A 15,702-nucleotide genomic window follows, 5' to 3' on the forward strand; every position below is an offset into this window, starting at 1 on the left:
GACGTCGTGAAAGGAACTCCCGTGAGCTCCTCCCTGCCCTATCTCGACCCCCGCCTGTCCGTTCCGGAGCGTGTCTCCGACCTGCTGGGCCGGATGACGCTGCCGGAAAAGGTCGGCCAGATGCTCCAGCTGAACGGCAAGGACGGGGTGCGGCAGCACATCGAGGACATGCACGCGGGCTCGATCCTGCACGCATCGCCCGAACGCGTCCTGGAGGCCGCCGAGCTGACCCGGCGCACCCGGCTGGGCATCCCGCTCCTGGTCGCCGAGGACTGCATCCACGGGCACTCCTTCTGGGAGGGCGCCACCATCTTCCCGACGCAACTGGCGATGGCCGCCAGCTGGGACCCGGAGCTGCTGAAGCGCGTGGCGCGCGCGACGGCCGTCGAGGTGGCCGCGACCGGCGTGCACTGGACGTTCTCGCCGGTGCTGTGCATCACCCGGGACCTGCGCTGGGGCCGGGTCAGCGAGACGTTCGGCGAGGACCCGTTCCTCATCGGCGAGCTGGCGTCGGCGATGGTGCGCGGCTACCAGGGCGAGGGGCTGGACGACCCGACGGCGATCCTGGCGTGCGCCAAGCACTTCGCGGGCTACTCCGAGACCCAGGGCGGCCGGGACGCGAGCGAGGCCGACATCTCGCGCCGCAAGCTCCGTTCCTGGTTCCTGCCGCCGTTCGAGCGGGTCGCCAAGGAGGGCTGCCGTACGTTCATGCTGGGCTACCAGTCGATGGACGGCGTCCCCGTCACCGTCAACAACTGGCTGCTCAACGAGGTGCTGCGCGGCGAGTGGGGCTACACCGGCACGCTGGTGACCGACTGGGACAACGTCGGGCGCATGGTGTGGGAGCAGAAGGTGTACGCCGACCACACCCAGGCGGCGGCCGCCGCGGTCCGGGCCGGCAACGACATGGTGATGACCACGCCGGACTTCTTCGAGGGCGCGCAGCAGGCCGTGGCGGCCGGGCGGCTCGACGAGGCGGACATCGACGCGGCGGTCGCGCGCATCCTCACGCTCAAGTTCGAGCTGGGCCTCTTCGAGAACCCGCGCCACCCCGACCGGGCCCGCCAGCAGGCGGTCATCGGCAGCGCCGGGCACACCGAGCTGAACCTCGAAGCGGGCCGCCGCTCGCTAGTCCTGCTGGCCAACGACGGCACCCTGCCCCTGGAGGGCGGCTTCGCGGCCGGGGCGGACGGCCGGGCGGTCGCCGAGGCCGGGGCCGCACCGCGTACGGTCGCCGTGATCGGCCCCAACGCCGATGACGCGCAGACCCAGCTCGGGGACTGGGCGGGCTCTTCCGGCCAGGCGGACTGGCTGCCGGACGGCCATCCGCGCGCCATGATCCGTACCGTGCTCGACGGCTTCCGGGAGCACGTGCCCGCCGGCTGGACCGTCACCCACGCGCGCGGCGCCGACATCCTGACGGTGGGCCCGGACCCGGAGGGCGAGTTCTTCCCGGACGGGCAGCCGCGCCCCGAGATCGTCGTCCCCTGCGAGCCGTCCGAGGAGCTGATCGCGGAGGCGGTCGCCGCCGCCGAGGCCGCCGACCACGTCGTCGCCGTGGTGGGCGACCGCATCGAGCTGATCGGTGAGGGGTGCTCGACCGCGACCCTGGAGCTGATCGGCGGCCAGGTCGCGCTGCTGGACGCGCTCGCCGCGACGGGCAAGCCGTTCACCGTGGTGGTCATCGCCTCCAAGCCGCTGGTGCTGCCGCCGTCCGCGTACCGCGCGTCGGCCATCGTGTACGCCTTCAACCCGGGCATGCAGGGCGGTCGCGCGGTGGCCGAGCTGGTCCTCGGCCTGGTGGAGCCGTCCGGCCGGCTGCCCGTGTCCTTCGCGCGCCACGCCGGGCAGCAGCCCACGTACTACAACCAGCTGCGCGGCCAGCACGGTTCGCGGTACGCGGACCTGACGCAGCGGCCGGCGTTCGCCTTCGGCGAGGGCCTGAGCTACACGACCGTCGCCTACACGGACCTGGAGGTGCTGACCGAGGTCCTGGGCGCGGGCGACACGCTGCGGGCACGCGTCACCGTGAGCAACACCGGCGGACGCCCCGCGCTGGAGACCGTACAGGCGTACGTGAGTGACCTGGTGACGTCCGTGACGTGGGCGGAGAAGGAGCTCAAGGCCTACCGGCAGATCCAGCTGGCGCCGGGCGAGTCGCGCGAGGTGACGATCGAGCTGCCGGTGGCCGCGTGCGCACTGGTGGACGCCGAGGGACGGCGGGTCGTGGAGCCGGGGGCGTTCGAACTGCTCGTCGGTCCGTCGTCACGCGACGACGACCTGCTGCGGGCGGGCTTCACCGTCAAGGGCTGACCGGCCGGGAGCGGGCGGGCGGGTGCTCAGGCGCCCGGCCCGCCGCTTCCGCTTCCGCGCAGCCGTTCCAGGTCCGAGGGGCGGACCTGGATGACGAACAGCGCGATCAGCGCGGCGGCGACGGCGAAGGCCGCTGCGGCCAGGAACGCGGTGGAGACGCCCGATGCCAGGACCTGGTCGCCCCAGGGGCCGGGGAGCTGTCCGGTCTTACGGAATTGGGCGAGCTGTGCCGGTGTCGCCTCCGCCATGAACTTGGGCACCTGGTCGGTCGCCTCGTTGCGGCTGGCCGTACCGAAGACCGTGACCAGGATGGACAGGCCGAGCGATCCGCCGACCTGTTGAGTGGTGTTGAGGATGCCGGAGGCCGCGCCCGATTCGTGCGGTGCGACGCCGGAGAGCGCCATCAGCGTCAGCGAGACGAACTGCAGGCCCATGCCGAGTCCGAACACCAGCACCGGGCCCAGCAGACTGCCCAGGTACGAGCTGTGCACATCGGTCTGAGTGAGCCAGCCGAGCCCGATCGCCGCGAGGACCGCACCCGTCACCATGAAGGGCTTGGGTCCGAATTTCGGCAGCAGCTTCGAGGTGAATCCGGCGCCGATCGCGATGATGACGCTGACCGGCAGGAAGGCGAGCCCGGTGCGCAGCGGGCTGAAGCCGAGGATGTTCTGCACGAACAGGGTCAGGAAGAAGAACATCCCGAACATCGCCGCCGCGAGGCTCAGCATGATCCCGTAGGTGCCGGCCCGGTTGCGGTCGCGGAACATCCAGAGTGGGGTGATCGGCTGCCGGGACCGGCTCTCGTTGACGATGAACAGGCCGAGCAGGACGACCGCCGCGGCGAACGCGAGCAGGGTGAGGGTGTCGCTCCAGCCCTCCTCGGAGGCGCGGATGAACCCGTAGACGAGGCTCACCATGCCCAGCGTCGCCGTGAGGGCGCCGAGTATGTCGAAGTGGCCCGGGTGGCGCTCGGACTCCTGGATGTAGCGGCGGGTCGCCAGCACGATCAGTGCGCCGATGGGCACGTTGACGAAGAAGATCCACCGCCAGTCCAGCCACTCCACCAGCACGCCTCCCGCGAGCAGTCCGATGGCGCTGCCGCCCGCCGAGACGGCCGCGAACACGCCGAACGCCCTGTTGCGTGCGGGGCCTTCGTGGAACGTCGTCGTGATGAGGGCGAGCGCGGTCGGCGATGCGATGGCGCCGCCGACGCCCTGGAGGGAGCGGGCGGCGAGCAGCTGCCAGGATTCCTGGGCGAGTCCGCCGAGCAGGGAGGCGATGACGAAGAGGGCGACGCCGGCCATGAAGACCCGGCGTCGCCCGAGGATGTCACCGATCCGCCCGCCGAGCAGCAGCAGGCCGCCGAAGGTGAGGGTGTAGGCGTTGATCACCCAGGACAGGTTCTCGGTGGAGAAACCGAGGGATGTCTGGATGTGCGGCAGGGCGATGTTCACGATGGTGATGTCGAGGACCACCATCAATTGGCACGAGCAGATGACCAGCAGGGCTATCGTGCCGCCGCGGTCCCTCCGGGGGGTTGCGGTGGCTTGCGTGGGTGTTGCGTGGGAGCCGGTCATCGGTTCGGTGCCGCTGGTGCGGTGGGGTGAACGTGGTCGTTCACCCCACCGACGTTAGACCTGGGCGGGGGTCGTCGCGAATCGATCTCCGGGGAGGCTGGATTCGTGCGGCTTGTGGCCTACTCGAACGCCGCTGCTGCCTCCTTCAGTGCCTGGGCCACCGCCGCCGGGGAGTCCGGGCCCGGGGCTCCCGGGGTGTACGTCACCGTGCGCAGGCGGCCTTCGTACGGGAAGGAGCGGTGGCGTTCGTAGAGGGGCCAGGAGATGGGGGATTTGCGGTCCACGCCGATGCTGATGCCCTGGAAGGGGGCCATGCCGATGAGCTGGTGGACGCTGGGCGGGGTGGCCCGGGTCTCGGCGTCGGCCTCGACGCGGAAGCTCCAGCGCAGGCCCTGCTCGGCGGTGGCGACGAGGCGGACCGTGTGCGCGCCGGGTGCGAGCGGGCCCGCGTCCGTCTCGTGGAGCACGCCGTATTCGTTGTACGCGAAGTGCAGGCGGCCGTCCTCCACGTACAGGCTGTAGCCACCGCCCTGGTCGCCGTGCGAGACGAGGACGCCCTCGCCCGTCTCCTCGATCGCGACGGTGACCTCGAAGGAGCGCAGGGAGACCAGCCGGGAGGAGCGGTAGCGCTCCAGTTCGGGGGTGCCGGGCAGCAGGGTGAGGGGGCGCGACAGCCGCTGTTCGGCGGGGTTGCGGCGGGCCAGGGCGCCGCTGCCGTCGGGGAGCGGGAAGACGCCGTTGCGCCAGGCCGCCTGCTCCCAGGCCGCCGAGAGTTCCTTGACGAGGCCGGGGTGTTCGGCGGCCAGGTCGTGGATCTCGGTCGGGTCGGTCCTGATGTCGTAGAGGGCCCACTCGGAGTCGTCGTAGGGGGCGCCGGGGCGGTGCAGGGTGACGAGTTTGCGGCCGTCGCGGTAGTAGCTGCGGTTGCCGGTCATCTCGCAGTACTGCTCGGGGTGGGTGGAGAGGTGTTCCGGGTCGGCGAGTACGGGGGCGAAGGTGATGCCGTCCGGTTCCTGGAGCGGGACCCCTCGCCGGCGCTCCGGCCGTTGCAGGCCGACGAGTTCGAGGAGGGTGGGGGCGATGTCGGTGACGTACTGGTACTGCGGGCGGGTGCCCGGCGTGAGCCGGCCTTCGCGGGCGCCCCTCGGCCAGGACAGGACGAACGGAACGCGTACCCCGCCCGCGTACGTGTGCCCCTTGTAGAGCCGGAACGGGGTGTTGGAGACCATGCCCCAGCCGCGCGGGTAGTGCACCAGGCTGCGCGGTCCGCCGATCAGCTCGGGGTCGCGGTCGACGTCGGGGGTCCAGTCCTCGGGCAGCGCGGGGTGGTGGACGAAACGGCTGAAGTAGGAGCGGGTGCCCTCGGCGCCGCCCTCGCCGGTGCCTCCGTTGTCGGAGGTGAAGACGATGATGGTGTTGTCGAGCTCACCGAGCGCTTCGAGGGTGGCGGTGAGCCGGCCGAGGTTCTGGTCGATGTTGTCGACCAGTGCCGCGTACACCTCCATGTAGCGTGCGTACAGCCGCTGTTGCTCCTCGGTGAGGCTGTCCCAGGCGGGCACGTCCTGCCCGGCCTCGCTGTTGCGTTCCGGGAGTTCGGTGCCGGGCGGGAAGAGGCCGTCGGCGATCTGGGCGGCGAAGCGGCGAGCGCGCAGCGCGTCCCAGCCCTCGTCGTAGCGGCCCCGGTGCCGGGCGATGTCCTCCTCCTTGGCCTGGAGCGGGCCGTGGACGGCGTTGTGCGCGAGGTAGAGGAAGAAGGGTTTGTCCGGGTCGTGGGCGCGCAGCGACTTCACCATGGAGATGGCCTGGTCGGTGATGTCGTCCGTGTAGTAGTAGCCGTCCGGGAACTCGTCGATGTCCAGCGGGCTGTTGTCGCGCACGAGTTGGTGCGGGTGGAAGAGGCTGGTGAGCCCTTCGAGGACGCCGTAGTACTGGTCGAAGCCCTTGCGCAGCGGCCAGTTGTCGCGGTCGTCGGCGGCGTTGGAGGCGGAGTCGCGGACGAGGTGCCATTTGCCGACGGCGTAGGTGGCGTAGCCGGAGTCATGGAGGAGTTCGGCGAGAGTGGGGATGTCGTCGGCGATCTCCATGCCGTAACCGGGGAAACCGGGGTCGGAGTTGGCGACCATGGCGTAGCCGACCCGGTGCGGGTTGAGGCCGGTGAGCAGGGCGGCGCGGGCCGGGGAGCACAGCGGCATGGTGTGGTAGTTGCTGAGCCGTACGCCGTCCTCTGCCAGGGTGTCGAGGACGGGGGTGGGGATCTCGGAGCCGAACGGGCCGATGTCGCTGTAGCCCATGTCGTCCACGAGCACGACGACGATGTTCGGGGCCTTGTCCCCCGGTGTCCGGGGCGCCGGCCAGGCCGGCTCGGAGGCGGCGAAGGTGCGGCCGATGCGGCCGGGGAAGCCGTCGTAGGGGTCGCGGCGGGTGCTGGTGGTCATCGGCGGGTGGCTCCGTCACGGGTCGGGGCGGGCGGCGCGGGGATGCGGTGGGTCATGCGAGGGCTCCCGTCTTCTCGGCGTGCGCGGTCCGGGCCGCCGGGGGTACGGGTTCGGGCGCGGCGGCGAGCAGGGCGCGGGTGTACGGGTCGCTGGGGTGTTCGCACACCTCGTCCGCGGTGCCGGTCTCCACGACCCGGCCCCGGTGCATGACGGCGATGCGGTGGCTGATCTGCCGGACGACCGCGAGGTCATGGGCGATGAGGACGAGGGAGAGGCCCAGGTCGCGCTGGAGGTCGGTGAGCAGTCCGGTGATCTGGGCCTGGACGGACACGTCGAGCGCGGAGACGGGTTCGTCGCAGATGAGGACGGATGGTGCGGGGGCGAGCGCGCGGGCGATGCCGATGCGCTGGCGCTGGCCGCCCGAGAAGGAGCGCGCGTGGCGTCCCGCCACGGCCGGGTCCAGGCCGGCCAGTTCCAGGAGCTCCGCCACCCGCTCCCGGCGCGCCTCGCGGTCCCCGATGCCGAACGCGACGAGGGGTTCCGCGACGATCTCGCCCACCGTCATGCGCGGGTTGAGCGAGGCGTAGGGGTCCTGGAACACCATCTGGACCTGGCGGCGCACCGCGTGCAGCGCGCGCCGTGAGGGCCGGGTGATGTCCTCGCCGCGCAGCCGCAGGGTGCCGCCGTCGGCGGTGTGGGCATGGGCGAGGACCCGGGCCAGGGTGGACTTGCCGGAGCCGGACTCGCCGACGATGCCCAGCGTCTCGCCCTCCCGGAGCGTCAGCGACACCCGGTCGAGCGCGGGCTCTCCGCGTCGCCGGGCGCCGCGTCCCCCGTACGTCTTGGTGAGGCCGTCCGCCTCCAGGACGACCGCGCCGGGCTCGGGCCGGTCGATGCGGAGGGGCGGGGCCGGGGCGGGCAGGGGTTCGGTGCGTCCGGCGGCGGGGAGGCAGGCCACCCGTACGCCGTCGGCCCCCCGCGTGAGCGGCGGGGTCTGCGTGCGGCAGCGGTCCTCGGCCAGGGTGCAGCGGTCGGCGAAGGCGCAGCCGTTTCCGAGGAGCGTGAGGTCGGGCGGGCTGCCGGGGATGCCGGTGAGCCGGGTCCCGGACGGGGTGGCGAGGCGCGGGACGGCGGCGAGGAGTCCGGCGGTGTACGGGTGTCGGGGGCGGGTGAGCACGTCGGCGGTGGGCCCGTCCTCGACCACGGTGCCTCCGTACATGACCAGGACCCGTTCGCAGGCGCGGGCGACGACGCCCATGTTGTGGGTGATGAGGACGAGGGCGGTGCCGGTCTCGCGGTTGAGGCCGCCGAGCAGGGTGAGGATCTGGTCCTGGACGGTGGCGTCGAGTGCGGTGGTCGGCTCGTCGGCGAGGAGGATGTCGGGTTCGCCGGCGAGGGCCATGGCGATGAGGATGCGCTGGCGCTGGCCGCCGGAGAACTGGTGGGGGTGGTCGTCGGCGCGCCGGTGCGGGTCGGGGATGCCGACCCGGTCCAGGAGTTCGACGGTACGGGCGCGGCGGGCGGCCTTGTCGTGGTGGCCGTGGGCGCGCAGGGCCTCGTCGATGTGGCGGCCGGCCGTGAGGACGGGGTTGAGGGCGGTCATCGGGTCCTGGAAGACCATGCCGATGCGGGCGCCGCGCACCGCGCGCAGTTCGGCCTCGTCGGCGGCGGCCAGGTCGCGGCCGTCCAGGCGGACCGTGCCGGTGGTGATGCGGCCGGTGCCGGGCAGCATGCGGTTCAGGGCGAGCGCGGTGGTCGACTTGCCGGACCCGGACTCGCCGACGACGGCCAGGGTCTCGCCCCGGCGCAGGGTGAAGGAGACCCCGCGCACGGCGCGCAGCGGTGAACCGTCGGGGGCGGTGAACTCGACGCCGAGGTCGCGGACCTCCAGCAGCTCGGGGGCGGTCATCGGCGTATCTCCCGGTTGAGCGCCTCGGCGATGAGCGAGAGTCCGAGGACGAGCGCGGTCACGGTGATCAGGGGGCCCGCGGCGAAGTGCGGGGACTGGGCGAGATAGGGCATGGACTGGCTGAGCACCGCGCCGAGGGTGGGCTCGGGCGGCCGGACGCCGACACCGAGGAAGCTCATCGCGCCCTCGATGAAGACGGCGACGGTCAGCGAGACGGCGATCTGCACGACGAGCGGGTCGGCCGCGTTGGGCAGGATGTGCCGGACCAGCACCCGGCTGCCCGAACCGCCGCCGACCCGGGCGGCCGTGACGTACTCGCGTTCCCTCTGGACGAGGACGCCGCCGCGCAGCAGCCGGCCGAAGACCGGGACCTCGGCGAGGGCGATGACGAGCACCACGGGGACGCGTCCGGGGCCGAGGATCGCGGTGACGGCGAGCGCCAGGATCAGCCCGGGGAACGCGAGGAGCAGGTCGAAGACGCGCTGGACGAGGGTGTCGGCGACCGGGTGTGCGGCGGCGGCCAGGGCGAGCAGGCAGCCGAGGGCGGCACCGGCGGGCACGGCGATCGTGATGATGGTGAGGTCGGTGCGGATGCCGTACAGCACCCGGCTGAGCAGGTCGCGCCCGAGGTCGTCGGTGCCCAGGAGGTGTCCGGGCGTCCCCGGCCCGGCGAGGCTCAGGCCGCTCTGGTCGGTGGGACCGTGGCCGGCGAGCAGCGGTGCGAGGAGTCCGGCGAGGACGACGACACCGACGAGGACGAGGCCGGTGCGGGCGCGGGCGGTGGACAGGGCGGTGCGGTAGGGGTGGCGGGGGCGGGCCGTGGCGCGCGGCCTGCGGGTGGCCGGGGGCGGCGCGGCGGTGAGGAGGTCGGTCGTCTGGGTCATCAGGGTTACTCCCACCTGATCCGGGGGTCGAGCCAGGCGTACACGAGGTCGGTGAGCAGCTGGACGAGGACGAAGACGCCGACCAGGAGCAGCAGCAGGTCCTGGACGACCGGGTAGTCGCGGCGCTGGAGGCCCTGTTCGGCGAGTTGTCCGAGGCCGGGCCAGGCGAAGATCGCCTCGACCAGGACGGCGCCGCCGAGCAGGTTCCCGACCTGCATACCGAGCAGGGTGACGACGGGCGGCAGGGCGTTGGGCAGGGTGTGGCGCCACAGCAGGCGGCGCGGGGCGATCCCGGCGGCGGTGGCGGTGCGGATGTAGTCCTCGGCGAGGCCGCGTTCGATGCCGTCCTTGAGGTAGCGGCCGAGCACCGCGGCGCTGGGCAGCGCCAGGCAGAGCGCCGGCAGCACGAGGTACTGGGCGGCGAGGTCCGGGGCGGTCGGGAAGGCGACCCGGCCGCCGGGCGGCAGTACGGGGAGCGCCACGGCGAAGACCAGGACGAGCAGCACACCGCTGACGAAGGGCGGCACGGCCAGGGCGGCGGTGGTGATCACCCGCACGGCGGCGTTCAGCCACCGGTTGCGCGAGATGGCCCCGATGACGCCGAAGGCCGTACCGAGCACGATCACGAAGAGGAGGGCGGCGACGGTGAGTTCGGTGGTGGCGCCGAGCCCGTCGCCGATGAGGTCGGCGGTCTGTCCGCCGATCGCGTACGAGGGTCCGAGGTCGCCCTTGAGGAGCGAGCCGATCCAGTGGGCGTACTGGGAGAGCAGGGGCGCGTCGAGGCCGAGCCGTGCGCGGATCGCGGCGACGGTCGCCGCGTCCGCGTCGGGTCCGGCGAGCGCGGTGGCGGGGTCGCCGGGCACCAGCCTGAGGATGGTGAAGATCAGGAAGGAGGCGGCGGCCAGGACGAGGAGGGCGGACGGCAGCCGCCGGAGCAGGTAGCTGCGCATGTCACACCAGGTAGGCGTTGTCGAGGTTGAGGTAGGAGAACTTGTTGAGCGTGACGCCGTGCAGCCGGGTGGCGGAGACCTGGAGCTGTCCGCGCACCACGAGGTCGATGAGGAACGCCTCGTCCAGCAGGATGGAGGAGATCTTCCGGTGCAGGGCGTTGGCGGCGGCCGTGTCCGTCTCGGGCTCGGTCCACGCCTCCCGCACGACCTTGGTGTAGGCGGCCGAGCGGTACTCGGAGGTGTTCTTCGCCTCGTTGAAGGGGTACGCGCTGACGGCGAGGGTGGAGGGCTGCACCTGGGCGAACCCGTGGCCGAGGGACCACAGGGCGGGCATGCCCTGTGAGATCAGCTTCTTCTGCGCGGTGGCCCCGTCGGTGGGCTGGAGCGTGACGTGGACGCCGACCTGCTTGAGGTCGTACTGGATGGACTCGGCGATGGCCGTCTCGCCGGGCAGCGCGATGTGCAGCATGGGCAGGTCGAGCCTGGTGTGCCCCGCGGACTTGAGGAGTTCCCGGGCCTTCGCGGGGTCGTGCGTGTAGTGGGTGCGGTTGGCCTCGCTGTACGCGGGTGAGGACTTGGGCCAGGGCGCGGCGGAGGCGAGGCCGTAGCCGCCGAGGGTCTGGGCGACGAGCCGGTCCCGGTCGACGGCCCAGGCGAGCGCCTGGCGGACGGTGCGGTCGGTGAGCGGGGCGACCGTGGTGTTGACGCCCAGGTAGATGGCGCCGGCGCCGGTGTCGTAGTCGTCGATGGTGAGTCCGTGGTCGGCCCTGACGGCACCGAGGCTCTTGCCGGGCACGTCGAAGGAGAGCTGGGACTGGCCGGAGCGCAGGGACGAGATCAGCGCGTCGGCCTGGGCTATGACCCGCAGTTCGACCCCGTCGAGGTAGGGGCGGCCGGGCTGCCAGTACGCGTCGTTGCGAGTGAGGCTGAGGCCGGCGCCGGGGCTCCACTTCTTCAGCTTGAACGGGCCGGTCCCGATGAACTTCTTTCCGGCGACGGCGTCCTCGACGCTCTCCGAGTCCGCAATGATCATGAACTCGAAGAGGTCGAAGAGGTTGTTGACCGGGTGCGCCAGCCTGAGCACCAGTTCGTGGTCGCCGCGCTTCTCGAATCCGGTGATCGTGGCGGCCGTACTGCGCAACTGCGCTGCGCGTACCGGGTTCTGAAGGTTCTTCACCGCGAAGATCACGTCGTCGGCGGTGAACGCGCGGCCATTGTGGAAGGTGACGTCGTCGCGCAGCCGCAGCGTGATGCTGCGTCCGTCCGTGGCGTACACCCAGGAGCTGGCGAGTTCGGGTTTCGGGTGGAGGCGGTCGTCGTAGCGGGTGAGGGTGTTGTAGATCAGGCGTTGCTGAAGGGACTGGCCGCTCTGCGCGAAGAGCAGGGCGGGGGTGAAGTCGGCGTTCACGGCGATGTTCAGCACGCCTCCACGCCGTGGTGCGGCGCTCGCCCCCTGCGGGGCCGACGAGGTCTCCGACACGGCCGAGCGGCAGCCCGCGAGGCCCAGTCCCAGGAGCAGGGCGCCGCCGCCCGCGGCGCGGAGCGTGGAGCGCCGGGACGGTCCGGAGGGCGTGAGGGGGTACAGCTCGGTCATCGATGCCTGCCTGTGACGGTGGGAAGAGGGAAGGGAGGAGCGCGCGGCGGGGCACGTTCGCGTATGCGATCCGCTGCGGGAGGAAGGGGCGACGGGGATGCGCCGCGCGAAGGACGCACCGGACCGGGACCGCTGCTGCGGACGTGCGGAATCGGCGCGGGTAGGCGTCAGGAGCTCCCTCGACGCACGGGAGCGGGGGAAAGCCGAAAGGAGAAAGGATTCCCGGTTCTCAGCGGGTTGTGGTCACCCGGGAGAGGTCAGCGGGACGGGGCCGCGGGGCCTCCCCGCCGCGGTCCGGTTCAGCGGCGAACGGCACAGACCGCGCTGGCCTGTCGACAGAGGTCGACGTGCCTGCGGGAGACGAGGCGCTTGTCCGGGTTCACGGGAGCAATATGACAGCGGCCTCGCCGGACGGTCAACCTGCCCCGTCCGCATCCTGGTACGAAGCGCTTCCCGCTGAGCGGAAGCCGACTGGCGCACCACAGCCGCCAGAGGGCTTCTGAACAGGGAGTTCGGCATGAGGGCACCGACCGCGGCCGGAAAGCGGCCGTCCCGGCATGCGGACTGACGATGCGTTCGGGGTCCTGGCGGAGGTGCGAGTGGCCGACCGCGGCGTTGGTGTCGCGCCTTACGTCACCGGTCGCGCGGAAGGGGCGGGGACAGCGCTCATGGGGGCCAGTCTTCGGGCGCGCGCCGGTGGGGCACTCGCAACGTTACGGCGGCGTGAATTCGCACGGGCCGGTGGCCGGGCCCGGGAGCGGCACCCGCGCACTGCTGGGGCTTCACACCGAACTCCCAGGCCGGAGGCGGTTTTTGGGCACCGGTCGAAGGTGTACGGCGACCCGGCGCAGGCGCCGGCCGAACCGCTGCCGTACGCCCCGTGGGGTCCCGGCGGACGCTTGACGCACCCGGCGGAGCGCTGCGAGTCTCCGGGACATGTTCGCGACGGCACTCACCGATGCGCGGCCCGCCCGCGCCGGCCGCCCCGCTCCTCGGCCCGTGTGTCCGGGCCGCTGTACCGCCGCCTGACCTCACCGGCGTACCACCACCGCACCGCGCTCGCTCTCCGGAGCCGGTGACTCCGCCGAGCCGGCGACTCCGCTGGACCGGCTACTCCCCGCACCGTCGCTCCGGGCAGTGCACCGCCTCCGCCCGTGGGCGCCTCCCGCCCCCACCCATTCCGCTCCACAATTCGTCCGCTCGCCGTCTGCCGCGCCCCTGCGCCCGGCCGCGGCGGGCAACCTCGAAGGGAAAACCCATGTCCTCGACCACCACCGCCCCCGCCGTCACCGTCCAGCAGCTCGGCGGCCGTATCGGCGCGGTCATCTCGGGTGTACGGCTCGGCGGCGATCTCGACCCGGGGACGGTGGCCGCCGTCCGGGCCGCGCTCCTCGCCCACAAGGTCGTCTTCTTCCGGAAGCAGGACCACCTGGACGAGGAGAGCCACGAGGCGTTCGGCCGACTTCTCGGCACGCCCGTCGCGCATCCCACCGTGCCGTCCGCCGACGGACGCTATTCGCTCGGCATCGACTCCGACCACGGCGGCCGGGCCAACCAGTGGCACACCGACGTCACCTTCGTCCCCGCCTACCCGGCCTTCTCCATCCTGCGGGCGGTCGTGATCCCGCCGTACGGCGGCAACACCCTGTGGTCCAACACGGCCGCCGCCTACGCGGAGCTGCCCGAGCAGCTGCGCACCCTGGCGGACGGTCTGCGGGCCGTCCACTCCAACGACTACGACTACGCGGCGGTGCGGCCGCACGCCCTGCCGGAGGCGCTTCAGCAGTACCGCGAGGTGTTCACGTCGACCAAGTTCCTCACCGAGCACCCGGTGGTCCGCGTGCATCCCGAGACCGGTGAACGCGTGCTGCTGCTGGGCAACTTCGTGCAGCGGATCAGCGGCCTGAACGGGCGCGACTCGCGGGCCCTGGTCGAGCTGTTCCAGTCGCACGTCGAGCGCCCGGAGAACACCGTGCGCTGGGACTGGCAGGTGGGCGACGTGGCGATCTGGGACAACCGGGCCACCCAGCACTACGGCGTGGACGACTCCGACACCCACGAGCGCAAGCTCCGCCGCGTCACCATCGACGGTGACGTCCCGGTCGGCGTCGACGGCCGCTCCTCCACCCTCATCACCCCCGAGGCGGTGCCGGACCCGTCCTTCGGCATCCCGTCCGGCGCGTCCACCACCGAGCCGACGGCTGCGTGAGCCCGCACTCCCCGGCCCCGGAGGGCGGCGTCCCGGCGCCGCCCTCCGCCCCGGACTGGACTTGCGGGTCCATTTTCGCGTTTCTACGGTGGCCTGACCTCACTGCGGCACACGGCTCGCGGTGACGGCTCACGGAGGAGGCACACCTGATGCACGCGATCCGCATCACCGAGCACGGCGGCCCCGAGGTCATGACCTGGACCGAACTGCCGGACCCCCTTCCCGGGCCCGGCGAGGCCCTGGTCCGGCTCGGGGCCGCCGGGGTCAACTTCATGGACGTGGGCGCCCGCAAGGTGGGCGGCCCGGGCTGGGCCGCACCGGCCGTGCTCGGTGCCGAGGGCATGGGGTACGTGACCGGCCTCGGCGAGGGCGTCGAGGGGCTGGCCACCGGCGACCGGGTCGCCTGGTACTACCACCCGGGCAGCTACGCGGAGGTCCTGGCCGTCCCCGCGGACCGGCTGGTCAAGGTGCCCGACGGGGTGCCGGACGAGACGGCGGCCGCGGTGATGATGCAGGGCCTCACGGCGAACCACTTCACCACCGAGACGTACGCCGTCGGCCCCGGCGACACCGCCGTGGTGCACGCCGCCGCGGGTGGCGTGGGACTCATGCTGACCCAGATGATCAAGGCACGCGGCGGACGGGTCATCGGCCTGGTCTCCCGCCCGGAGAAGGCGGCCGTAGCCGAGAAGGCCGGTGCGGACCACGTCATCGTGTCGTCCGGGGCCGGGTTCGAGGACCGGGTGCGCGAGCTGACGGACGGCGAGGGCGCCCATGTCGTGTACGACGGCGGCGGGACCTCGACGTTCCGGTCCTCGCAGCTGGCCCTGCGGCGGCACGGGGTGCATGCCTACTACGGTCCCTTCATGGGCGTACCGTCGCTCTCGGTGACCGATCTGCCGAGCAGCATCCTGCTGTCCTACCCGACCGTGCAGGACCACGTCCCCACCCGGGAGGCGCTGGTCGCCCGGACCGACGAGGTCTTCGCGATGGTGCGGGCGGGGCAGGTGTCCCCGCGTATCGGCGGGCGGTACGCGCTCTCGGAGGCTGCGCGGGCCCACAGCGACCTGGAGTCCCGTCGGACCACCGGGAAGCTGCTGCTGATCCCCTGAGCGGGCGCCCGGCCCGTACGACCGTGAGAGAGGGAGAGACATCGTGCCGCTGACCCCCAAGGGCGCCGCGACGAAACAGCGCATTGTCGAGGGTGCCGCCGCGGCGATCCGGCGGCAGGGCGTGTTCGCGCTCACGCTCGACGACGTCCTGGCGCTCACGTCGACCAGCAAGAGCCAGCTGTTCCACTACTTCCCGGGCGGGAAGGACGAGTTGATGCTGTCCGTCGCCCACCACGAGGCGGACCGGGTGATCGGCGACCAGCAGCCGGAGCTGGGCGCCCTCACCTCGTGGCCGGCCTGGCTGAGCTGGCGCGACAAGGTCGTCGCCCGCTACCGCGAACAGGGCCGGGAATGCCCGCTCGACATCGCGGTCTCCCGGATCGGGCCGGCCTCGTCGGGCGCGCAGGCCGTCGCCACCGAACTCCTGGAGCGCTGGCAGGGCGCGCTGGCCGCCGGTATCCGCCACATGCAGTCGGTCGGTGAGATCGACGCCGACCGGGACGCGGACCGCTCGGCGGCTGCCCTGCTCGCCGGGATCCAGGGCGGTGTGGTGATCCTGCTGTCCACCGGCAGCCCGGGACACCTGGAGGCGGCCCTGGACCAGGGCATCGCCGATCTGCGCCGCCGGACCGGCACCGGAAACGAAAGGCCGTGAGCGGGGACGGCTGCTAAGATCGACGGGCCGTTCAACGTGTACGAGGAGATCCAGACATGGCAGG

11 protein-coding genes are annotated in these 15,702 nt (G+C 72.3%); 4 read left to right on the forward strand and 7 right to left on the reverse strand.

Annotated elements, in window-relative coordinates; translation table 11 throughout:
* Positions 1 to 21 precede the first annotated feature (21 nt).
* The gene (locus ACFZAT_RS21960; RefSeq protein ID WP_391265949.1) at positions 22 to 2,313 is read left to right on the forward strand and encodes a glycoside hydrolase family 3 N-terminal domain-containing protein; all 2,292 of its coding nucleotides are present in this window, start codon (positions 22 to 24) and stop codon (positions 2,311 to 2,313) included.
* Between the two features lie 26 nt (positions 2,314 to 2,339).
* On the opposite strand, the gene ACFZAT_RS21965 is transcribed toward ACFZAT_RS21960, so the two are convergent.
* The 7 genes from ACFZAT_RS21965 to ACFZAT_RS21995 all read right to left on the reverse strand — a co-directional run bounded on the left by ACFZAT_RS21965 (position 2,340) and on the right by ACFZAT_RS21995 (position 12,189).
* Positions 2,340 to 3,890 carry a DHA2 family efflux MFS transporter permease subunit gene (locus ACFZAT_RS21965; protein ID WP_391265950.1) on the reverse strand — a complete coding sequence of 517 codons (1,551 nt, stop codon included), beginning with the start codon at positions 3,888 to 3,890 and terminating at the stop codon, positions 2,340 to 2,342.
* A gap of 119 nt (positions 3,891 to 4,009) precedes the next feature.
* Positions 4,010 to 6,325, reverse strand: a complete 2,316-nt coding sequence (locus ACFZAT_RS21970; RefSeq protein ID WP_391265951.1) for a sulfatase-like hydrolase/transferase — start codon at positions 6,323 to 6,325, stop codon at positions 4,010 to 4,012.
* A gap of 52 nt (positions 6,326 to 6,377) precedes the next feature.
* On the reverse strand, positions 6,378 to 8,234 hold the full coding sequence (locus ACFZAT_RS21975) for a dipeptide ABC transporter ATP-binding protein (RefSeq protein WP_391265953.1): 1,857 nt from the start codon (positions 8,232 to 8,234) through the stop codon (positions 6,378 to 6,380).
* Positions 8,231 to 9,118 carry an ABC transporter permease subunit gene (locus tag ACFZAT_RS21980; protein WP_391265957.1) on the reverse strand — a complete coding sequence of 296 codons (888 nt, stop codon included), beginning with the start codon at positions 9,116 to 9,118 and terminating at the stop codon, positions 8,231 to 8,233. Before ACFZAT_RS21980 ends, ACFZAT_RS21975 begins: the two co-directional genes overlap by 4 nt.
* A gap of 5 nt (positions 9,119 to 9,123) precedes the next feature.
* Positions 9,124 to 10,068 carry an ABC transporter permease subunit gene (locus ACFZAT_RS21985; RefSeq protein WP_391265963.1) on the reverse strand — a complete coding sequence of 315 codons (945 nt, stop codon included), beginning with the start codon at positions 10,066 to 10,068 and terminating at the stop codon, positions 9,124 to 9,126.
* A gap of 1 nt (position 10,069) precedes the next feature.
* The gene (locus tag ACFZAT_RS21990; protein ID WP_391265965.1) at positions 10,070 to 11,662 is read right to left on the reverse strand and encodes an ABC transporter substrate-binding protein; all 1,593 of its coding nucleotides are present in this window, start codon (positions 11,660 to 11,662) and stop codon (positions 10,070 to 10,072) included.
* 299 nt (positions 11,663 to 11,961) lie between these two features.
* Positions 11,962 to 12,189 (reverse strand): putative leader peptide, encoded by a 228-nt coding sequence (locus ACFZAT_RS21995; RefSeq protein WP_391265968.1) that lies wholly within the window; start codon positions 12,187 to 12,189, stop codon positions 11,962 to 11,964.
* A gap of 731 nt (positions 12,190 to 12,920) precedes the next feature.
* Here ACFZAT_RS21995 and ACFZAT_RS22000 point away from each other — a divergent pair.
* The 3 genes from ACFZAT_RS22000 (at position 12,921) to ACFZAT_RS22010 (ending at position 15,638) form a co-directional block, all read left to right on the forward strand.
* Positions 12,921 to 13,871, forward strand: a complete 951-nt coding sequence (locus ACFZAT_RS22000; protein ID WP_391265971.1) for a TauD/TfdA family dioxygenase — start codon at positions 12,921 to 12,923, stop codon at positions 13,869 to 13,871.
* Between the two features lie 149 nt (positions 13,872 to 14,020).
* Entirely contained in the window at positions 14,021 to 14,983 is a 963-nt protein-coding gene (locus ACFZAT_RS22005; RefSeq protein ID WP_391265974.1) for a zinc-binding dehydrogenase, read from the forward strand.
* Positions 14,984 to 15,026: 43 nt separating this feature from the next.
* Positions 15,027 to 15,638 carry a TetR family transcriptional regulator C-terminal domain-containing protein gene (locus tag ACFZAT_RS22010; RefSeq protein ID WP_391265976.1) on the forward strand — a complete coding sequence of 204 codons (612 nt, stop codon included), beginning with the start codon at positions 15,027 to 15,029 and terminating at the stop codon, positions 15,636 to 15,638.
* Positions 15,639 to 15,702: the final 64 nt, after the last annotated feature.

This window comes from Streptomyces sp. NPDC008163 (assembly GCF_042956885.1).
GTDB classification, from domain to species: domain Bacteria; phylum Actinomycetota; class Actinomycetes; order Streptomycetales; family Streptomycetaceae; genus Streptomyces; species Streptomyces drozdowiczii_A.